Annotated in this window: 14 protein-coding genes and 2 pseudogenes; 10 read left to right on the top strand and 6 right to left on the bottom strand. The window is 55.4% G+C overall.

Annotated elements, in window-relative coordinates; all coding sequences use genetic code 11:
- Positions 1 to 1050, bottom strand: a 1050-nt coding sequence (locus tag ACF8AM_RS16680) for a hypothetical protein (protein ID WP_392556725.1), incomplete at its 3' end; no start/stop codon positions are given.
- 25 nt (positions 1051 to 1075) lie between these two features.
- Positions 1076 to 2182, bottom strand: a complete 1107-nt coding sequence (locus ACF8AM_RS16685) for a hypothetical protein (RefSeq protein ID WP_392556726.1) — start codon at positions 2180 to 2182, stop codon at positions 1076 to 1078.
- 871 nt (positions 2183 to 3053) lie between these two features.
- On the opposite strand from ACF8AM_RS16685, the gene ACF8AM_RS16690 reads away from it, so the two are divergent.
- From ACF8AM_RS16690 to ACF8AM_RS16735, 10 genes and pseudogenes are all read left to right on the top strand, one after another.
- On the top strand, positions 3054 to 3224 hold the full coding sequence (locus tag ACF8AM_RS16690) for a glycosyltransferase (protein ID WP_392556727.1): 171 nt from the start codon (positions 3054 to 3056) through the stop codon (positions 3222 to 3224).
- A 4-nt stretch (positions 3225 to 3228) separates the two neighbouring features.
- Complete coding sequence (gene uvrB, locus ACF8AM_RS16695) at positions 3229 to 5355, top strand: excinuclease ABC subunit UvrB (protein WP_392556728.1); 2127 nt, start codon at positions 3229 to 3231, stop codon at positions 5353 to 5355.
- 283 nt (positions 5356 to 5638) lie between these two features.
- The gene (locus ACF8AM_RS16700) at positions 5639 to 6448 is read left to right on the top strand and encodes a hypothetical protein (protein ID WP_392556729.1); all 810 of its coding nucleotides are present in this window, start codon (positions 5639 to 5641) and stop codon (positions 6446 to 6448) included.
- 3 nt (positions 6449 to 6451) lie between these two features.
- On the top strand, positions 6452 to 8350 hold the full coding sequence (locus tag ACF8AM_RS16705) for a hypothetical protein (protein WP_392556730.1): 1899 nt from the start codon (positions 6452 to 6454) through the stop codon (positions 8348 to 8350).
- Between the two features lie 142 nt (positions 8351 to 8492).
- Complete coding sequence (locus tag ACF8AM_RS16710; RefSeq protein ID WP_392556731.1) at positions 8493 to 9329, top strand: glycosyltransferase; 837 nt, start codon at positions 8493 to 8495, stop codon at positions 9327 to 9329.
- A gap of 102 nt (positions 9330 to 9431) precedes the next feature.
- Positions 9432 to 10163 carry a glycosyltransferase family 25 protein gene (locus ACF8AM_RS16715; RefSeq protein WP_392556732.1) on the top strand — a complete coding sequence of 244 codons (732 nt, stop codon included), beginning with the start codon at positions 9432 to 9434 and terminating at the stop codon, positions 10161 to 10163.
- Positions 10164 to 10264: 101 nt separating this feature from the next.
- Positions 10265 to 11245 (top strand): GDP-L-fucose synthase family protein, encoded by a 981-nt coding sequence (locus ACF8AM_RS16720; RefSeq protein ID WP_392556733.1) that lies wholly within the window; start codon positions 10265 to 10267, stop codon positions 11243 to 11245.
- 32 nt (positions 11246 to 11277) lie between these two features.
- Positions 11278 to 12546, top strand: a pseudogene (locus tag ACF8AM_RS16725) (DegT/DnrJ/EryC1/StrS family aminotransferase).
- A gap of 3 nt (positions 12547 to 12549) precedes the next feature.
- The gene (locus tag ACF8AM_RS16730; RefSeq protein ID WP_392556734.1) at positions 12550 to 13488 is read left to right on the top strand and encodes an alpha-1,2-fucosyltransferase; all 939 of its coding nucleotides are present in this window, start codon (positions 12550 to 12552) and stop codon (positions 13486 to 13488) included.
- Between the two features lie 154 nt (positions 13489 to 13642).
- Entirely contained in the window at positions 13643 to 14146 is a 504-nt protein-coding gene (locus ACF8AM_RS16735) for a DinB family protein (RefSeq protein WP_392556735.1), read from the top strand.
- Between the two features lie 89 nt (positions 14147 to 14235).
- On the opposite strand, the gene ACF8AM_RS16740 is transcribed toward ACF8AM_RS16735, so the two are convergent.
- From ACF8AM_RS16740 to ACF8AM_RS16755, 4 genes and pseudogenes are all read right to left on the bottom strand, one after another.
- Positions 14236 to 16728, bottom strand: coding sequence for a glycogen/starch/alpha-glucan phosphorylase (locus tag ACF8AM_RS16740; RefSeq protein WP_392556736.1), 2493 nt, complete (start codon positions 16726 to 16728; stop codon positions 14236 to 14238).
- A 424-nt stretch (positions 16729 to 17152) separates the two neighbouring features.
- A complete protein-coding gene (locus ACF8AM_RS16745) occupies positions 17153 to 21358 on the bottom strand; it encodes a hypothetical protein (RefSeq protein ID WP_392556737.1) in 4206 nt (1401 codons plus the stop codon).
- Positions 21359 to 21483: 125 nt separating this feature from the next.
- Complete coding sequence (locus ACF8AM_RS16750; RefSeq protein ID WP_392556738.1) at positions 21484 to 21843, bottom strand: hypothetical protein; 360 nt, start codon at positions 21841 to 21843, stop codon at positions 21484 to 21486.
- Between the two features lie 87 nt (positions 21844 to 21930).
- A pseudogene (locus tag ACF8AM_RS16755) lies at positions 21931 to 22232 on the bottom strand (energy-dependent translational throttle protein EttA); the annotation flags it as partial.

Below are 22232 nucleotides of genomic sequence, written 5' to 3' on the forward strand. Positions count from 1 at the left end.
CTTACAATCTACACTGACATTCTCTATCACAAATTCAAATCGCGTTTCTTGACTTCCTCCAGCTACATTGAATCTACAAAAAGCGGATGACCCTGGAACCAAACGCGATGATGATTTTGCAAAAGCCTCGACGATGCATTCTTCAACCTGCCCGTTGCTGAATGAACAAGCGACGCTGTAAAATCTCTTGCCTCGCGCTGTTTCGTTCAGTTCAAAAGAAACACGTCGGGCACTGTTAGGAGGAACAACCATCCCGGCCCCCTTTACTGAAAGGCATCCGCAGCTCGACATAAGTTGCTCCACTGTCTCGACGTGGTTGCTTTTGTTCAAGATGATCAGGTCGCCACGATGGACGTGACCGGAATCAATCACACCGAGGTCAACGATGGGAGTTTCGAATTTGAGCCTTTGGCTTACGCTCGGTCGTGATGAGGCTGTCGAGGCCAGATAAGCGAATACCACGACGAGAGCCGTTCCGGCAAAAAGAGCTTTGCTTCGAAAGACTGTTGCAAAACGAGCTATGTTCGACGAGCACCAAAGAACAATGAAGGATATAGCAAGCAACAAAGTTAGCTTCCACGAACTGAAGCCTCCAAGGATCGGGCGTGTCCTGAAATTCAGTTCGGTGTCTGCCTCAGTTACAATAAGAAAAGGCAAACCAAACAGATCAGTGGGTGAGATCACGGAGCTTCGCCCGTCACTGTAGATGTTGAGCTCTTCCTCGTTGAATCTGTCGATAACAATAAAGTGCCCGGTCTCGCTGTGCGCAGATAGCGGGACCCAGCAAACTGCCAATAGTTTGTGGTTCTGCCCGAGATGGACTAGGCTCTCACTAAGGCCTTCATCGAACATATATGGACTAACACGGAAATTGAACGACTTTAAAGTCTCGGCGACATCGGCGAGCGATGCTTCGTCGGGCTCAAGTAGATGGGTTTTTGAAGTCTCCCTCCACTCATCACCGAAAAAGGCTACCGAGAACTGAACGGCATCTCGACCGCAGTGTGCTGCGGTAGCCTGCCCAGTAAACATCGTGACAAACCAGATCACGGACACTGTTCGTGCCCAATTTGGATCAAGCATCGTCGCCCCTGCCTTTTGAACGCCATAAAAGCCAGGCAATCCCAAAAACAATAGTAAGGTTGGCGACAAGAAAAAATGGGGCGGCAAAGCTCCAGTTCGACGATCCAGCAGGCGCCACGCCGCGAGCACCACCCACGTACAGGTTAATCAATTCTTGAGCCTCATCATTGTATGGAACCCGCCTTACCTTCCCCGTGACCAAATTTTCGACATACGTGCCCTCGGGTACTTCCGCAGGAAACCATGAATTGAAATCTTTCAGCTCGGTGACAGACACCAGCTCATAAGTAAAGAACCAGTCGCGGCTTCCAATGGTCTTGGTAAACTGGCCTTTACTCGGGTACAAAACTCCGTTGATGTAGCTTGTGTCTGTAACTTCGTACCGCTCTCGCAAATCGTCGTTTTCAATCTGCTCGAATAAACACAGGAACTCCGGCCCCTGCGACATAATCAGCCGCCAGCTTTCGTCGTTTGCAATTTCCAGTTGGAAAGCCTCCGTCACACCTGCAAATCCGTTGACCGGAGTTGTCAAGATGGGCGGCAGATCTATGTCCGGCTCAGCAGTGCTTTCTTGAGGGCTGAAAGCTTGGACTCCGCCAAGTCCCGTCAATAGGTGCGATATAAATGGATCTTCTACAATGTCAGAAACCGCAAAGCCCCCGTAGGTCAGAAGAATGTTCTCAACTTGACTGTCTCTATCAAGCACAACTTTAGAAACAAAGCTGCGTCTGAAGTGACGAGATCTTTCACCGTCAAATCCCTGCCATGCGCGCACAACCCTGGAGCTATCAATGTGAGGCTCGCCTGGATTATCGATCGAACAAGAAAGGAAAAGAGGATAAAGTATTGATCCTTTTCGCGGGGCTGCTACCCGAAAAGTTCGCAACTCCTGATGTTCTCCGAATTCACCAGAACACGTGACCTCATAGCGATACTCTTTGTTGGTGTATTCGGATCTAGCCGCGCTGTTCTTAAACAGCAACTGCACATCTGCTGGCAGCAATGCACGCTGTGCCAACACCGGGCTACAGGAGCAGAATGAGAAAAATAGCAGCCTGAAGGTCATTTCAATGGTCAACGAATTGACACGAAGACTCATGATCAGTTTACCTTATTTGCCTTACTGCCCACCAAGGCGCCGCGATGAATCAACTGTAAGGATAAGCTGACATTCGACCATCAAACAACGCCAGTGCCAAAACTAAGAACTGCCTCCGGGAGGAACTCACCATCACAGCTCGATCCAAAGCTAACAGTCTGTGCGAGTGCCACAGGAACCCGCCGAGTTCGTGCCTGTAGGGCCTTTGCTGACCCACTCCTTCTTGAGCCCCACCATCTTACACCGGATAGAAGTCCATGGACAAACGAGGTTGGTCGGGGCTGCTGTACAGGGGGTGAAGTCCTAGCCGCCGCACGTCTCGTTTGTTTTGCCTCCCAGGCAAGAATTCATGATCGTGTTGATTGGGGGACTGTTGCAAAGACCTCCAGCGGTCGGATTTGGGGCGGGAATGACGCGGGCCGCACCGGCTGTACACTTTTCAAAATAGCCCGCACCAACATACGCTTCGAGTTGCGCACTGTCGAGTTGGTTGTGATCAGTTGACGGAATCAACCCAGAGTAAAACGCACAAACAGAAACTACCAATAAACTGAATAGAGACCGCATTGGTTTACCTCGCCTTTCAAGGAGTAACGTTAGAAGATTGACCCAGTAGGACAATCAAACGGGACGTTGGCTGATTTGCGGGTCAGTCAAATGGCAGATTCAATCCCAGTCCCGTTGTCTCCACCGAGCCACGTGGGGTGAGCTTGACAGGAACGGGGGGGCAATGTGTCCGATGTCAGTTTTCCCATTTTTTCTCCGGCCGCACATGAGCGTCTTGCCTTCCATCGGCAATCGTAGAGCAGCCGTATCTGTTACGGATTCTCCATCCCGCGATGCGGATTGCTCGCTGAATATTTCCGTCGTCATGCCGTGCTTGAATGAGGCGGAAACACTGGCGGGTTGCATCGTCGAAGCGTTGCAGGCTTTGGCGGACTGGGGCCTGAGCGGTGAGGTCGTGATCGCTGACAACGGCAGTTCGGATGGGTCCCAGGCGATCGCGATGCAAAGACTGATCTTGGCCGGTTTGTTACAGTGACCGTATGAGCATCACCAAACTTGAGCCAGCCGCTTTTGATTTGCAGCAACCGTTCCCGCCATCGGGGGACCAGCCTGCTGCGATTGCCAAGTTGATCGAAGGCATCCAAAGCGGCAAGCCTGCGCAGACCCTGCTGGGAGCGACCGGGACCGGGAAAACGTACACGATGGCCAACGTCATCCAAGCCGTCCAGCGTCCGGCGTTGATCCTCAGCCACAACAAAACGTTGGCGGCTCAGTTGTACGGGGAATTCAAAGAGTTTTTCCCAAACAATGCCGTTCACTATTTCGTCAGCTACTACGACTACTACCAACCGGAAGCCTACATCCCGCAGCGGGACGTGTACATCGAAAAGGATTCCTCGATCAACGAGGAAATCGATCGCTTGCGATTGGCCACCACCAGTTCATTGGTCAGCCGCCGTGACGTGGTCATCGTGGCCTCGGTCAGCAGCATCTACGGTTTGGGATCGCCGGATGATTACCGGCAATTGGTCGTCGATCTTCATCAAGGCGAACAGACCCGCCGAGATCACTTGCTGTTGAAGTTTGTCGACCTGCAATATCAACGCAACGACATTCAATTCGAACGCGGCAAATTTCGCGTGCGAGGGGATTCGATCGAGCTTTGGCCCAGCTACGAAGAGTTCGCTTATCGAATCGAGATGTGGGGCGACGAGATCGAGAAAATCTCGCTGATCAAACCGACTTCCGGCGAGACGATCAAAACGGTCGAGCATCTTTATATCTACCCATGCAAGCACTTTGTGATGCCGGAAGATCGCATTCAGCGAGCGATCCGAGTCCTTCGTGAAGAGTTGGCTCAGCAACTCGAGATCTTTCAGTCGCAGGGGAAACTGCTGGAGGCTCAGCGATTGTCAGCGCGAACCAAATTCGATTTGGAGATGCTGGCGGAAGTCGGGCATTGTCCCGGCATCGAAAATTATTCGCGCCCGCTTTCTGGTAAAGAACCCGGCGCGACACCGGACACGCTCTACGACTTCTTTCCCAAAGATTTCATCACGTTTGTTGATGAGTCACACGTGACCGTGCCGCAGGTTCGGGCAATGTACGCCGGTGACCGGAGCCGGAAAATCACGTTGGTCGAGCACGGGTTCCGGTTGCCGTGCGCTCTCGACAACCGGCCTCTGAAGTTCGATGAGTGGGAAGAGCGAACCGGACAAATCTGCTTTGTCAGTGCGACGCCCAGCGACTACGAATTGGAACGCACCGGCGGGGAAGTGGTGGAACAAATCATCCGCCCGACAGGCTTGCTCGATCCCGAGGTGGAGATCGTTTCGGCTCGCGGGCAGGTGACGCACTTGTTGGAACAGGTTCGCATTCGTGTCGAACGCGATGAACGAGTCCTGGTCACGGCGCTCACCAAACGTTTGGCCGAGGACTTGGCGAACTACTTCCAAGAACAGGGCGTCAAGTGTCGTTGGTTGCACAGTGAATTGAATGCCTTTGAACGAGTGGATTTGCTGCAGGAACTGCGGGCCGGATCGTTCGATTGCTTGGTCGGCGTGAACCTGCTCCGGGAGGGGCTCGACCTTCCTGAGGTTTCGCTGGTGGCGATCTTGGATGCGGACAAGGAGGGTTTCCTGCGAAGCGAAACGAGTTTGATTCAGACGATCGGGCGTGCAGCTCGGAATGCAAATTCACGCGTGATTCTGTACGCCGACAAAGTCACCGATTCTATGCAAATGGCGATCGACGAAACCGAACGTCGTCGTGCGATCCAGATGGAATACAACGCGAAGCACGGAATTGTGCCGAAGACGGTTCGCAAGTCGATACGACAGGGCATCGACACCGATGCGGCTAACCACAAGGAGTCGACCCGAAAGGCTCAGGACAGCGGCGAAGCGGTCTACATCACGATCGAGTATGTCGACAAACTTGAACAAGAGATGCTGGCTGCGGCCGAGGATCTGGAATTCGAACGCGCGGCAAGGCTTCGTGATCGCGTGTTGCAATTAAAAGAACACATTGGCAAACCGCTGTCCGAGGTTGAAATTGTCGACGAAAAATCAGCGGGCAAATCAGGTGGCCGGGGACGGGGACGTCGTGGGGCGAAGAAAAAAGGAGCGAAGAAAGGCACCAAAATCCCGCGGCCAAAACGTGGTTGATGCTCGCTCAACGTCTCGCCAAATCATGCCGAGAAACCGTTGATCGCAACGGTCTTCGCCAGGTGTGTTGGTGAAAATTGGGACGGCATTCGGAATTGGACGAGAGACAGGACGGTTTCCTCTTGAATTGGGGTGACGCGGTCCTTTATAGGCAACGGTTGTGAAATGAAGATTTGATGAAATGAATGCGAGGCAGCGTCGAGCTGCCGAAGCGGCTGTCGCTTTGCTCGCTTTTCAAAGCTGTTGGCTTTCCTGAATCGTTCCACTCTTCTAAAGATTGCAGATGTTCTTTGATGACCCGATCCAGCGGATCGATTGGCGAGACATCGCGAGTTGGCGTGCCGGGGTAGGGAAGTTGTCTCTCGCATTGGGGGCGGGGATCGGGTTTGTTCTGGTCGCTGCTTTCGGTTTGCTACAGATGGGAACGCCACTGAGAGATGCGATCATCACCGAAGGTGGCTGGGTCGAGTCCCTGTCGGCGTATCTTTATCTGGTGGTCGCCGCCATTTTGCTGATGGCTGGTGCCATGAAAACTTGGATGCCATCGATCCGCTGCCCGCGTCATCCGTTCTTGCTCGCATCGATTTTGTGCCTCTTCTTTGCTCGGGAAATGGATTTTCATTCCCGGTTCACGGGAGGCAGTGTCCTGAAAACGTCGTTTTATCTGCGCGATGATTTGTCGTGGGAGGCGAAATTGATCGCGGCGTCGGTGATTGTGTTTGCGACGGTGAGCGTCGTCGCATTGTTCCGACGCTATGCCGCGCTTGTTCAAGTCCGTTTTGCGGCAGGAAACTGGTTGGGCGTGCTACCCATCGCAGCCTGCTTGATGGTTGTGTTTTCGAAATCAATCGACATGGGACTGGGGACTTTGTCACGCAACGGAGTGGTTTTGCCGGTCCAGTGGCGAGACGCCGCAGGACATGTGGAGGAATTGTCGGAGTTGTTGATTCCCTGCTGTTTCTTGCTGATGACGGTCGGACTGTTTCTTGCCAAGTCGAAGCCGATGAAGGATTCCGTATCGGATTTGGATGATGCGAATGAATTCGATGCAACGATTCGACTCGATCCTGAACAAACCTCTCGGGCGGCTTGAGCATTGGCATTCTCGATCGAACAATCCATTCCGGTTCCCGTCCGTGTGCAGCGTTTGGACGTCCTTGGTGAAGGACGTGCGGCGTCGGCGGAATTGGTGGATGCGCATTGGGCGGACGGAACCTCGACGCGTTGTGTCGAAAAGGTGTTCGCCCCTGGTTGGCTGACTCGGGTGATCTATCGCTTCGCGTTTGCTGCCCCGTTTGCCTACCGCTCCAATCGCCATGCCATCCACGCCAGTTTTTACCGGCGACGGGTGGTGGCCGGGCTCCTGCAGCGAGAAGGCAGCGGCGTCCGTGTCGCGAAACCGCTGTATGTCCGTTTTGATCGGCCACGCCAAGCGTGGGTGCTTGCGGCAGAGTGGGTCGAAGGTCGTGGACCGATTGTCCAAGGGAATGGTTCTGACGAGATGAGTCAGTTGGTCGGTACCATGCGACAACTGGAGGATCGTCTGGTGGGCTGGGGGATGCATGGTTCGGGCTGGCAGGTTTCTCCGCGAGCTCTGGTTTCCACAGCGAATTTGTTGCTCTGCGACCGGCCTCGGCTGCGACTTTATGACGGCATGAGCAGTCAAATTGAACAGGGCAGGGCAGGGCAGGACCGTGGTCAAGCAGAGCTCACCATTATTGATTTGGAATCGGGGATTCCGGCGGTTTTGGTACTCCGCTATCTGGTCTTGGCTTGGAAACAAGGCAGCGTGTTCCCGTTTGACGACTTGGATTCTGAGCTGCTTTTGCATTGCGTTCCGGAAGTGGCGGGAGACTTGCGACAAGATGTTGAACGTCTGGTCTCGCACACGACGGCTTGGAAAAACACAGAAATCGCACCGTTTCGCAAACCTTGGCGATGGGCATCCGCAGACCGACGGGCCCTGTATCGCGAAGAGATGATCGGGCGTTGGTCGTTGGAACGAACGATTGATGACGCGACCGAGAACCGCCTGGCGAGCGACAAGCTGTCTTGGCTGGGGTTTTGGATCATCGGTCTGTTGCCAATTCTCGGCCGATTGTTTCAAAAGCTGATGGGCAGTCAGCGGGTTCGCCGTCAGGCTGGACGGCTGGTGCTTGATTCTCGATTCAGACGATCTGTGATGCGGTGCCATCGGGACCGGGCAACGCGGCGTTGGAAGCAACAGGGCAGGGTATCACGACATCGTCCGCAGTCGTTTCTGCGGTTTCATCTCAACAGTGTTTTGGCAGCGTGTCTGTCGCCGGCCTGGCATCGTTTCGTGACGGATGGCCGGGTTCGAGGTTTGCGGCAACGGTGGGCATGGGCCATTTTGACGAGTCGGCAGCACCAAGCTCGCTCGGCTCGCCGATTGTTTCGCAAAACCGTTCGACGCTGGGAGTCGCGACAATGGCTGGGGATCGACGCCGGCACACAACTGCGAAATGAATTCGATGAACCTGGCGTTGGTGTTTACGCGCGTGGAATGGCCAAGCACTTGGCGATCAAGACGCTCTCTCCTGCGGTTTCCATGTTGAAATTGACTGGCATGGCAGCGTCCTTGTCGGGAGGCAGTTGGTGGTACGCCGCCGCACCGTTTTTGATTCTCCCGGCTTTGCGAACGATGGTGACGTTGCAAAGTGCATGGGCGTCGCGGCATGACGGAACGCCGCACACGCAGGCTTTGGTGATTGGTGCGATTCCCACCTTGGGATCGTTGGCATTCGTCATTCAGATGTTCAACAGCCACCCTGCCGTTTCTGAATTTTTGCTCCGTGAAGCAGCGGGACGAGTTGGCCGCCATCTGCCGATTTACGGTGGCCCTGATTCCAGAACGGAGCACGTATTCGTCAATGGCATGGATTGGGGGATCCAAATGGTCCGGCGATTCAGCCCCCGACGGGAAAACTTGGCCGCCCCAATGGAGGTCGAAACATCGCATCGAAAAGCGGCTTGAGGCCGGGGACGCTCGCTGAAGCGATCACACACAATCGGACTGGTAACGACCCACCAACTTCGCTAACCTCCGCGGGAAACACATGTTTCTCGTCGTTGGACGGGAGTTCCTATGCCCATTTCTCACCAAGGAAGGCGAGACCATGGCGACGGTTGTCTGCACACGTTGGTTAGACGCATTCCCTGCATCGTATGTCACCGTTTTGCGAAAGGCTGTGGCAGCCAATTTGAACCGTCCCCATCGGTTTGTTTGCGTCACCGACAATGTGGCTGGATTAGCCGATGGGGTCGAAGGAATTCAGATGCCTGATTTGGGCATCCCCTTCGAGCATCAGGAAAAGGGATGTTGGCCTAAATTGTCGATACTGGCGCCGGGCGTTTTGCCCGCTGATGAGCCAACGCTGTACTTGGATCTCGACGTCATGATCAATCAGAACCTGGATGGGTTCTTTGATCGATTGGAGGCCAAACGAGGTTTTCATGCACTGCGAGAGTGGAACCCAACGCTCTGGAGTTTGGTCCCGCTTGCGATGCGTCCTGACCGGGGCGTTCAGGGATCGATTCTGGGGTTTTATCCAGGTGAGCAAGCCGAATTATTTCGGCAATTCAACGAGCACCAACAGGACTGTTTTGATCGCTTTAAACTTGACCAAGACTTCTTGACCAAGAATGTTGCGGAAGTGAACTACTGGCCCTTTGCTTGGACCTCCAGCTTCAAGTGGCATTGTCTAAAGTACTACCCACTCAATCAAATGTTCCCCAAAGTGAAACGGCCAGCGCAAGCCAAGGTGGTTGTGTTTCATGGTGACCCGCGGCCAATTGACGTGGTGCCAAAGGGCGACTACCGCTGGGGCACGCGACGGAAATTCGGGCACGGTCCCGTGGATTGGGTCCGTGACTACTGGCTGCGGCACGATTCAAATTGGACCGAAGAAGAAAACGAGTTGGAAGCATGCGTTCCCGCATTGCTAGCAGCCTAAGACGCGTCTCAAGACGGTGAACTCCGTATTCTTCTGGCAACCATATTCAATCATCACGACCACGCACTCGAATGGATTCCCCACGGGGTCGAAAACATGAACGTGTCTCAAGCACTCGTTGTCACCTTGCGGCGAGCCACCGCACGGCAACCACAGGTTCAGCGGATTCTGCAAACGTGTCCGGTACCATGTGAGATTCACGATGCGGTGGATGGCAAATTGTTACCGGACGACGAACTGCAGCGTTGGGTTGAGCCGCGACTGCATTCGCCCTCGTATCCGTTTTCGCTGAACGTCGGTGAAGTTGGCTGCTTCCTCAGCCATCGAGGAATTTGGCAGCGCATCGTCGACGAAGGTTGGGAGCAAACGCTGATCGTTGAAGACGACATCGAATTCGAACCTGGATTTGAAGAATCGCTGACCTTCGCCAGTGATCATGCCAAGCCGGGCGACTACGTTCAGTTTCAAGTGCGTCCGTTCTCAGCTTCGCATCGAGTCATGGCTCAGCAGTCAAAGTCGGCGTTGTTGTGTCCCGATGTGGTTCCGCTGCGGACGTCGGCGCAGTTGGTGACGCGGTTGGCGGCTGAAAAGCTATTGGACGCGTCGGAGCAGATCGATCGCCCCGTGGATGCCTTCATTCAAATGCGCTGGGTCACGGGCGTTCGCGTTGTGGTGATGCAGCCATCCTGCGTTCATGAGGTGTCTGCGAATTTGGGTGGTAGCACGATTGGTGGTGGCAAGAGGATGCCGGTGGCCGATCGAGTCAAGCGGGAAGTGTTGCGACCGATCTATCGTTTTCAGATTGCTGCGCGATCTCGAAAGGATGCTGCTTGAGCAATGGATTGACATTGAATTGGTTGCAAGTCCTTTCGTACAAGACCTTTCAGGTGATTGAAACATGATGTTTCAACGACCTTGAAATTCACGACGAAAGCGTGCCCAAAGAAAAAGGATTTTCAGTGCGGCAAGAAGACCCGATATGGATCACTGGTGCCGCGGGCATGGTCGGTAAGGCCTTGGCCGGGCACCTCCGAGCAAAAGGCTACACCAACCTATTGACTCCGACGCGACGTGAGTTGGACCTGTGCTCGGCGGACGCAGTGCACGATTATGTCGCGCAGCATCGACCCCGGCATGCGTTTCTGTTGGCTGCGAAAGTGGGCGGGATCGCGGCGAATGTCAGTGATCCGGTTGGATTCTTGGACGAGAACATGCGTTTGGTCGTCAACCAACTCAGTGCTTGTGCGAAAGCCGGTGTTGAGAAAGTGCTGTTGCTGGGAAGCACCTGCATCTACCCGCGAGAGTGTGCTCAACCGATGACGGAAGAGTCGCTTTTGACTGGTCCTTTGGAACCGACCAATGAAGGGTATGCATTGGCAAAAATCGCAGGTTTGCGATTGGCGCAAAGCTATCAGAAACAAATGGGCATGCAGTGTGTTCTGCCGATGCCCTGCAACATTTACGGAACTGGCGACCACTTCGACCTGTCGCGTTGTCATGTGCTCAGCGCCTTGGTCAAACGGTTCTGTGATGCGGTGGATCAAGAGGCGGAATCGGTGACGCTTTGGGGAACGGGATCCGCCAAGCGAGAATTCATTCACGTAGAAGATGTGGTTCGCGGCATGTTGCATTTGTTCGATGCCGAGACCGAAGGTCAAATCATCAATCTGGGACCAGGCAACGATGTCAGTATCTCAGAATTGGCGGGCATGATTGCGGAACAAGCAGGCTTCAAAGGAAAGACTTTGTGGGACACGAGCCGTCCTGACGGGATGCCTCGCAAGTGCACTGACAACGCTCGATTGAAAGAACTGGGATTTGAACCCCGCATTTCGCTGAATGACGGGATCGCCAGAACGATTCAAGAATACCGGCAAACACTGAACAATGACTCTTACACGGCGAACGCAGCATGACTCCAGAATCCCTGCAAGCCTTTGAGTTGTGGATGGATGACCATCTCGAGCCTGCCTCCTGTGAGTTCGGTCGATATTGGTATCCGTTGACCGTGCCAACCTTTGGTCGCGATGAAATTGCAGCGGCCATGAATTGTTTGGTCAATTATCGAACTTCGATGGGGGCCCTCACTCGCGAATTTGAAACGCAGTTTGCGCAGTACCTTGGTTGTCACGATGCCGTGATGGTGAACAGCGGGTCATCGGCGGATCTGTTGCTGGCTTATAACTTGGTCAATCCCTCCAGCCCACGTTTGTCGGCGGGCGATGAGGTCTTGGTTCCCGCCGTGACGTGGCCTACTCAAATTTGGTCGCCCTTGATGGCAGGACTGAAGGTCACACTAGTGGATGTTGACCCCGAGACATTGAATGTTGATTTCGATGACATGCGGCGACGTCTCACTCCGAACTCCAAGTGCGTTTTTGCGGTTCATTTGATGGGCAATCCCATCGACATGACGAAGATGCAGCAATTCTGCGAAGAGCATGAGTTGATTCTGATTGAAGATTGCTGCGAATCGCTTGGGGCCAAGTATGACGACCGGCACATCGGAAATTTCGGATTGGGAGGAAGCTTTAGTTTCTTCTTTTCCCATCACATGACCACGATGGAGGGTGGCATGGTGACTTGCCACACCGAAGAGGACGCGGACGCGCTTCGTGTCTTGCGGGCCCACGGTTGGTCGCGTGGGTTGAACAAGCCTGCCGCGAGTGTTCCATCGAGTCGTCCCGCGGCCCAACCCAATGCGGTGGATGAGCGTTATCGTTTCGTTAACTGGGGATTCAACCTGCGGCCCACTGAATTGCAGGCGGCATTCGGTTTGTAACAGCTCAAGAAGTTGGACGGGATGAATGACCGTCGTCGTGAGTTGGCGGGACGGTTTGCGACATACGCTGACAGTCAGGATTGGTTTGAATGTTTCCAGACCCCTGCACGCGGACAAGCCAGCCCGTTTGCCTTGCCAATGTTGCTGAAGGGCGACGCGGTTGGTTCACGAAGTGAACTGTTGGCATACTTGGAAAAATCGGGTGTGGAGACGCGTCCGGTCGTAACGGGAAACTTCGCGCGTCATCCTGCCGCCCGGTTGCTCGGGGATGTCAATCCAACGGACTATCCCGGTGCCGAATGGATTCATGAGCAAGGTTTCTATCTGGGGCTCAGCCCCATGATGGATGATCTCAAACTCGAGCGATTGATTCGCACGCTCGATGAAGCGTATACCGCGGTGGTTCGACCGACTCAGATTCGCAAGGTGGCTTGATCGATGATCGTGACACGTTTGATTGGCGGGCTTGGCAATCAGTTGTTTCAGTATGCGTTTGGTCATTCTTTGGCTCGACGCACGTATCAAACATTGTTGATTGATGACTCCGCCTTCAAGGAGTATCGCCTGCATCCATTGGCGATCGATCATTTCTGCATTTCCGCTTCGCGATTGTCGGATGCCGATCGCTCACGGGTACCGGGAAAGTTTCTTCGAACTCCTGTGGGACGGGCCTTGGACCAATTCGGTCGACGGGTTGTTCCGGGCTATGTTGGAGCGCTTCCAGTTCGACGAGAAAAGCCGTTTGGGTTCCAGGAGGATTTGTTGAAGCCAGAACGGGATCTCTACCTGGATGGTTACTGGCAGAGTGAAAAGTTCTTTCCTGGTTTGCGAGAGAGCCTGCGAGAGGAGTTCCGGCTTCGGGAATTGCCGTCTGAAACGACGCAGCGGTTGGCAGAGCAGATGAAAACGGAAAACAGTGTCGCGATACATGTTCGTCGAGGCGACTACGTGACGTCCGCCAAAGCGAAGCAGATCTACCGAACGTTGGAAGCGGATTATTATCGTAGCTGCTTGTTGGATTTGGCGGCTCGTGAAGTCGATTTGAAGCTCTACTTGTTTTCGAATGACGTGCCGTGGTGCGAAGCCAATTTGGACGTGGGCCTCTCGTTCACTCCTGTGCAGCACACCGATGGGCAAACCGCGCATGAGGATCTGCACTTGATCGCTCAGTGCCGTCATGCGGTGATCGCCAACAGCACCTTCAGTTGGTGGGGAGCGTATCTCGCACAGCCACACGAATCACGGCGGGTTTATTACCCAGAACCCTGGTTCCATCCCGGGACGCTGGATGGATCGGCGATGGGATGTGAAGATTGGATTTCGGAAGCGAGCCTCACGGAATCATCCTCGTCAGGGATTGTCCGTCGGGCTGCTTGAACGGACGAGCATTTTGGCTCTGTCCCTCCGCGTTTTGGTTCGCAGTTCAAGCCTCGGCTTTCATTGAAAGCCCCTGGCTTTTTCTGAATTCAACGGGCGGCTACAACAGCAGCCACGACTCGTTCCCTCTAGAGAAACAGACATGATTGGTCAAATGATCGCCGATTCAGCTCGGCTTTGCGTCGGCTACGCAGACCGGATGATGGAAGGGGTGACCCCCGACCAGTTCGCTCGGTTCGCCACTGTGGGCGGGCAGACAATCGAATCGAATCACCCTGCGTTTATCCTCGGGCACCTGAGTTTGTACCCATCGCGAGTTGTCAGTGATTTGGGAGGCGACGTGACCGCGATCGCTCCGACTGAAAAGTATGAAGCACTGTTTTCACCACAAGCAACGTGTTTAGACGATCCCGAAGGCAAACTGTACCCGTCGATGGAGGAGATCGTTTCGAAGTTCTCCAACGCGCATGCTGCCGCGATTGACGCCCTGCTGGGAGCCGATGATTCGGCGTTTGCTCCCGAGAACCCGAATGAACGAATGAGAAGCAAGTTCGGGTCGATTGGCGCGATGCATGGCTTTTATCTGGGCGGCCACATGATGATTCACATGGGCCAGTTCAGTGCGTGGCGGCGAGCGATGGGGCTCGGGCCAGCCTGAGTTTGTCTTGCCGACAGATGATTTGGAACAAAAAAAGGGCTCGGTGAGAAATCACCGAGCCCTTTTTCATTTGCATTCTCAGAGGTCGCTTAAGTCAGCGGACGGACGTCCCAGATGTCGTCGGCGTATTGCTGGATCGTTCGGTCACTGCTGAACCAACCGCTGCCTGCCGTGTTCAGGATGCTCATTTGATTCCAGTGATCAACATCTTGGTACGCCTTGCCGACCTCGGCTTGGGAGTCGATGTAGGCACGAAGGTCAGCGATCGTGACCCAAGGATCTTGTGGGCTTCGCAAGCCGCTGGTCAGCAGATCGAACAACCCAGGGTTGTCTGGGTTGAAGTGGCCGCTTTCCAAGAGGTTCATCACTCGCGCGATGTCTTCATCCGCGGCGATGATGTCGTTGGGGCGATAGTCCTTTTTCAGTTCGGTCACTTCGGCAGCGTTCAACCCAAACAGGAAGAAGTTCTCGGCACCCGCGTTTTCGCGAATTTCGATGTTGGCACCGTCCAGGGTTCCGATCGTCAATGCACCGTTCATCATGAATTTCATGTTGCCGGTTCCGGAGGCCTCTTTCCCGGCGGTCGAAATTTGCTCGGACAACTCGGTTGCGGGGCAGATCACTTCCATGGAAGAGACGCGGTAGTTCGGGAAGAACACCACTTTCAACAGGTCGTTGGCGGCGGGGTGATTGTTGACCTTTTTCGCAACGTCGTTGATTAGCTTGACGATCAATTTCGCGACGTGGTAACCGGGGGCGGCTTTGCCACCGATCAACACACAGCGTGGAACCATGCCGGCGGTTTCGCCACGCAGGATGCGATCGTAGAGGTGCACGATGTGCAGGACGTTGAGCAATTGACGTTTGTACTCGTGAATTCGTTTGACTTGCACGTCAAACAGGAAGGAGGTGTCAAAGCGAACGCCCGTTTCTGCGACGACCAGATCGGACAAGCGAGCTTTGTTTTGTTGCTTGACTTCGATCCACTTCTTGCGGAAATCGGCATCGGTCGCATGCGGCGCCAAGTCTTTGATCTTGGTCAGATCTTTTTGCCAACCTTCGCCAATGGTTTCGTTGAGCAGATCTCGCAACCCTGGGTTGCAGTGCGACAACCATCGACGCTGAGTCACGCCGTTGGTTTTGTTGTTGAACTTGCGAGGCCACAACGTGTTGAAGTGCTTGAATAGCCCAGACTCCAGCAACTGCGTGTGCAGTCCAGCAACACCGTTGACGGAGAAGCTGCCGACGATGGCGAGGTATGCCATGCGGATATGCGGGTTGTCGCCTTCTTCGATCAGCGACATTTCGCGACGCATTTCAACGTCGCCCGGCCATTGCTGATCGACCAGTTTCAGGAAGCGAGCGTTGATTTCGTAGATGATGTCGAGCAAACGCGGCAACAAACGACTGAACAGACCCACCGACCATCGTTCCAAGGCTTCGGGGAGCAACGTGTGGTTGGTGTACGCCATGCAGCGTGTGACCACATCCCAGGCGTCGTCCCATTCCAGGCCATGCTCGTCCATCAGCAACCGCATCAGTTCAGGAACAGCGCAGGCGGGGTGCGTGTCATTGAGCTGGAAGCAGTTTTTTCGTCCAAAGTCACTGAAGTCTTCCCCGTGCTGTTCGACCCAGCGAGCGATCACGTCTTGGAGTGATGCCGAAACAAGGAAGTACTGTTGTTTCAGACGCAGTTCCTTGCCGTTTTCGCTGGCATCGTTGGGGTACAACACCATCGAGATTTGTTCGGCGTCGTTCTTGGCCGCCACGGCTTCGGGGTACGAGCCCGCGTTGAATTCGCTGAGGTTGAAAACGTCGGTGGTCGACGCTTTCCACAGACGCAGCGTGTTGACCGTATCGTTGCGGTAGCCGGGAACTGGCATGTCAAACGGTACGGCAAGAACGTCGTGGGAATCGACCAAGCGGGGACGCAGCGTTCCGTGCTCGTCGTAGTAGTTCTCAGTGCGGCCGTAGAAGCGAACGCGGCGGGTGTCTTCGGGGCGTTTGATTTCCCACGGGTTGCCGTCTCGCAACCAACGGTCGGGATCTTCAACTTGGCGGCCATCTTCGATGTGCTGATGGAACATGCCGTATTCGTAGCGGATGCCATAGCCGACCACGGGCAGTTGCAGGTTCGCACAACTGTCGAGGAAGCAGGCGGCCAATCGACCGAGGCCACCATTGCCCAATCCAGCATCGAGCTCTTTGTCCGCGACTTCTTCCATCTCGACGCTGTAAGCTCGGAGGGCCTTGCGAACGTCGTCGTCCAAGTCGAGGTTTTCAACCGCGTTGGTCAGTGATCGGCCGATCAAGAATTCCAGCGACAGGTAATAAACCTTGCGGTCTTCGCTCAGACAGGTTTTTTTCCACGTTTCCAACCAGATTGGCACCAAACGATCTCGGACGGTGATCGCCAATGCCTGGTACAGGTATTCGCTGTTTTGTTTGTCAGTTGAGTCGCCAGTGAAATCGTGTCCTAGCGTGATTGTTAAGTGACGCGCTAGTTCCGAAGAAAGCTCAAGGCAAGGAAACGAGGTGTCGGTCGGAGAAGCATTCGGCGGAGCGGAAAGCGTGTTTGACATCGATTTTCAACGTTTCAAGGATGAGACTAGAAGCCGGGAGTATATCGGTGCGATAACGGTGAGCCAATCTTGATCGGCACCCCATGCGCTTCACTTGAGTGCCCCCTCTGGGATGTTGCGGCAAGGGGGAATAGGAAGGATGGGAGGTTTGCGGCTGTGTAGAGGGGCGGATCGCTCCCCTGTTTTCTCTCTATGTCTCCCCGGTGAGCGTCTCGGTCGAAGGCTTCTAAGAACCCACCGGCTCGCGGGAGTCCCAAAAGTTTTTTCCTTTTTAAAAATCCAAACGGAATTTTGCCCGGGAATTCACTGGTCACTTGGGGGCGTGGCGTTTGACTTCACCCGTGTGCTGGGAGGCTGGATCTATTGCACTTGAAAACCGCACGAACTCGTCGGAGCTGTGGGCGCTTCCGGCGCGGGCGTTGGGTTACGACTTGCGGCGACGGATATGCGGCAGACGCCGTCCTTGGGTTTGGGCGGTGGTGAGTTGCGTTTGCAAGTCGTCCAGTGTCAGTGGGCTGACCGGGATTGTCATCAATTCCTGAGGGTCAATTTCGCTGATCAGATTGCGTTTGCCAATCTTTTCCACTTCATCTTCCAGGGCACTCAGCCACGGTGGAAGATCCAGGCCCACGCCGACGGGCGTCCGGGAGAGTTCGTTGGCTTCGGCTTCGAGTTGTTCAAACGCGGCGCTGAAGCGGTTGGCTTCGGCGTCGCTCATTGCCGGTTCGACCAAGGCTCGCATCCGGTCGATGGTCATTGGTTGAACAAATCGTTCTTCGATGCGGTCGGCGATGGTGGGCATTCGCATCGAGTGCCGGCGTTGCAGCTCGCGAAGTTTTTGCACGTACAGTTCGGCTTCGGCGGCGATGCGTTCGTTCAGGCTTTCTCGCCAACCCAGCGATGCTTGGTCGAGTCCCATTCGAACGAGGACTTCGTGAGTCCACATGATCGGTTTCAAGTTCCAGGCGACGCGTTCGTATCGTGTGCGAAGGCGCAAGAAGTCAAGGAACGTGTAGATCAGTTCCCCACGATCGCTTTGGGTCGTGGTGCTGTTGTAGTCCTGGTACTCGGCGTGATGATCGAGCAACGATTCGAAGACCAGCGTGATCCATCGCGAGGCTTCGTTGATTTTGATCTTGCCGATCTCGAGATCGCGAAAGAGTTGCGTGTCTTCCAGCAGATCGTCTCCGTCGGTCATGGCTCGTTCCAGCCATGACGAGACGTCTTGGTGTAGCACCGCGCGAACGTTGCTCAGTTGCAAGAACCCTTGAGTGAAGATCGGGTCGCCGTAGAGCTTGATGAACTCAACCAAGCGTTCCCATTTGGCGGGATCGCTGACGGCTTCAAGTGGCGACAGTCGAAGCGTTTGGCTGTGGGCCAGCCAACTGCCCAGCATCGTTTCGGTCAATCGTTCCAGCAGTGGGATCAACCGATCGGCAATCGCATCTTGATCGGTGACGCTGAGTTCGCGGGTGGTGGAAAGAGCTTCGGTTGGGGCAGGGCAGGGTGGTTCGCCGGCGGTTGCGTGCAGCACGGCTTCGGCGATGGAGCTGACCAGCGACCGGTACCCGGCTCGATACAAACCGTCGAATTCCGTCACGGCTCCCACGCCGATGGGATGCCGTTGTTCCATTTGCCGAGCGGTTTCGATCAGGCGGCAGGTTTCAGCAAACAGTCCGCGACGTGGCAACCAGTGCAGGAGGTGCCGGAGCACGCGTTCACGAAGCCGGGTGACGTAGATTTTGACCGGGTCACCGCCGCGAGACAGCGGGATGTACAGCAGGCTGCGGTTGAGGATGGCTTCGATGAACACAGGGAAACGTTCGCGTGCTCGTTCGGAATCGCCCGCAATCAGGGCCGAGAACAGCTCGATGGCACCCGCGTCATCTTCCGCAAAGTCTTCCCCGACGTCCTCGGGCAGTTTGCCTTGCAGAGCACCGAGGGCACTGGCGATCAAACGCCTCGCATCGGCCATTTCGACCGCGGTGGTGATGACCCGTTCCATGAGACTGTCGCGGAGAACTCGGCGGCGATCGTAGATCCGCATCGAGTCTTTGTCGGTGCCAGCCGGTTTGATTTTGTACGCGCGAACGTCGCTGAGCAGTTCGAGCAGGCCGATGCGGTTGGCGACGGCGCGGCGAGCCCATGCCGACAACGCTTCAATCTGTTGTTGACGACGGGCCGGGTCGGCGGAGTCCGCTGGGTTGGCCGGATCGTTTGGTTCTGTCGCGGAGTGAATTTCGGTCAGAGCAACGTCGGCTCCGACGGCCCACATGCGAGCGAGCGACTGCAAGAAGTCGAGGCGGCTGGCCAGACGTTTCACTTCGGCTTCGAGTTCATCGACACTGCTGCTGTCGCTGCTGGTGTCAAAGATGGAACCTTCGTTGCCATCGTCGGTGGTGTCGCGATAGCTGAAGTTTTCGTATGCCGCATCGAATAGACCGGCCTCTTCATCGTCTTCGGTTTGGTCCGCTGGGTCGCCGTTGGCGTTGGCCAGTTCTTGTTCCCAGTTGTCACGAGGTCGATCGCGAGGTTCATCGTCACCGGCCTCGAAGCACGGTGCGGACCAGAACGATTCTGCGTTGGCTTCGAGGTAGTCGAAGAACTTGTTGACTCGCGGCCACAACTCGTGCGGCGTCTCCCGCATGTGATCGCGAAGTTGCAGCAACCAGCGTTCGGCCAATCGCGGCAGCGAGTTGGCGCCGCTGCGAAGACCGACCCGGTCGGCCTGGCACAGCCAGTGAATCAACAGAGCTTGAGCGGGAATGAAATCCTTGCGTTCCAACAGCGCCGAGATCACCAGCATGTAGGCTCGCGGTGAATCGAACAGGTCTGCGTGAGGAGCCCAGAACGCGATGTCGCCACGTTGAGCGCCCCCGCGGTGCCACAACCGCAGGGCTTGTGCGACCAAGCGAGCGGATTCGTAGGATTCCCATGGGTCGGTTGCATCGACGGACTCCACGGTGTGTGCCGCGAAAGTTCGCCACCACTGGGCGACTTCGCGGTACTGGCGGTCCATCCGTTCGTATGCGGCTTCGTCGTCGCGAGCGGCCGCTTCGCTCCATACCCGCGCGATGTAGCCGAAGAGGTTCTCGATGATGTACAGCAACTCATCGAGTCGGCTGTCGTGAATCGAGTTTTCGATTCCGGGATAGAGGCTGAAGTTGCCAGTGAATCCGAGGATGTCCCAAGGATCCATCAGGGCACCGCATTCGATGGCGCGGCGGATCAGATCGAATGTTTGTTCGGGGACTTCGACGGCATCGGGGAAGCGATCCGTGCGGAGGGCTCGCAGTCCCAGCGTCATCCCACAATCAATGCGGCACATCAATCGAGCGGAAGTGGCCGGAACCACGTCGGCTTGTTTGGTCGCGGAATCGGGGTAACCCAAGCGGGCGTAGATTCGTGCCAGTTGAACGTGTTGCAGTTGGATGGCGCGGCGGCGCGCGAGAGCCGCATTCAAGTTCTGGCGAGCAGCACCAAACGCCTGGTGACGCGTTTTGACTTCGTCGAGCAGGCGTTGTCCGTGCGTGCCACCTATTCGCGAAATCCGCCAGTTGTAAAACTCGTCGCGAAAATTCGCGATGGGCACCATCAGCGATCGCAGCGTCACGTCGCTGCTGTAGCAACCCGGTCCCCAACCTGAAATCCCGGACGCCATCAGCATGGTTCCGGCCAGCACCGAGGCGGCTTCTTCGAGCAGTTCGTCTCGCGGCAGTTCGGGAGTTTCATCAACTCGTGCGAGCAATGAATCCAACGTCACGCTACGCAGGATGAAACGGTCGTAACGTCCGTCGGAATCGATCGAGTGCTCGTCCCATCCGCCAAAGTGATAGTTCGGCCGACGATTGACTGGATGGTCAAAGTCGTAAGCTCGCGGGTCCAGGCACAATTCGCGGAGTTGCTGCGGGTCCATCGCGGCCGCTCGCAGGATTTCCTCGGGGGCTTCTTCAATTGCTCGCACCGCTCGTTCGATCAATTCGTGATAAGGGCCGGCGGTGATGCCAGCCCCCTGGATCATTTGCGGGATCGGTCGAACGAATTCGTGGGCGTAGGGTTGGCAGGCACGATTTTCCAGCACCGCGACAGGGCGGTAGCCGACGTAGTCGTTCAGGGTGCTGATGATTTGACGGAGGCGGTCTGTTTCATCGTCCACGTTGCCAATGGTTTCGTGTTCACCGATCTGTTGCACCATGACTTCGGCACAACGTCCCAGGAAGAAACCGTTGAAAATCAATTCGGGCGGTTGGTGAAACAGCAGGTCGCGATGGAAATCCAAGTAGGCCGGCAGCAGTCCGGACCAGAGCAGGTTGATCAACCCCAGAGCTCGATCGACGTTGGAGAACGCGGGAGAGTCGGCTTTCAGTGACTGGGTGGTTTCTTCCAGCCAGTCTCGCATGATCAAGAAGGGCGGTGGTCCGTTGAGAACGTCTCCGCCGGAAGCTTCGTCATGAACTTGGTTCCAGGCCAAGAATACTGCGGTGGGAGCAGGCCCGGACGAGAAATTCAGGTAACCGACGAGGGCCTGGAGTGCTTTTTGAACATCCTGCGACGGTGGCGGCCAGGCTGCGGCGGCCAATTGATGGTCGGGCAGATTGCCGTTTGGTTCGCGGGACGGTGAGGCAGGCATCAAGGGAACCGAAGAAAGTTGGAAGGCGGGATGCTTGGCGGGGCAACGTCATTGTGAAGGACGTGCTTGTTCTGTCGAGGGCACGGGAAAACGCGTGGTTTTCCCGGCCACTCTCAAGACGGCATTCAGCTCTTCTTTTTAGCCTTCTTGACTGATTTCTTCGTCGATTTTTTGACCGACTTTTTCGCGGCCTTCTTGACTGATTTTTTGGCAGCCTTTTTAACGGATTTCTTGGCCGATTTTTTCACAGCGGCTTTGGCTTTGACTGCCTTTTTGACGCTCTTTTTCGCCGCTTTCTTCACGGACTTTTTGGTGGTCTTTTTCTTTGACTGAGCGGGTTGAGTCTTCGCTTTCTTGGAGGCTTTTTTGGTTGCCTTCTTCGTCGCCTTCTTGGCGGTTTTTTTCGCGGCGGAGGTTCCGCCACCGAAAGCGGCTTCAAAGCCCTCGGCGTACTTTTCGTTGGTGCCTGTGCGCAGAATCGTCATGAATTTGAAAAGGTGGAAAGGAAACAGATGGGTGAATGAATGGTGGGCCTCCGCGGCGGTGGCGGAGGCAGCGATCGCGGGGCTGGATCAGCCTGCGTGAATGCTTTTGTAACGGGACTTTGGTGAATCATCGTCGGCGTCTTCGCCCATGCGTTCACGACGATTGCGTTCGTAGGTGTCGAAGTTGCCTTCGCACCAAACCACTTTCCCGTTGCCTTCGAATGCAAGGATATGGGTTGCAAGCCGATCGAGGAACCAGCGGTCGTGCGACGTCACAACAACGCAGCCCGCAAAGTTCGCGATCGCTTCTTCCAGTGCTCGCAGTGTGTCGACGTCGAGGTCATTCGTTGGTTCGTCCAGCAGCAAGACATTGCAGCCTTTACGAAGCA

This window comes from Rhodopirellula sp. JB055 (assembly GCF_043100905.1).
Classification (GTDB): Bacteria; Planctomycetota; Planctomycetia; order Pirellulales; family Pirellulaceae; genus Rhodopirellula.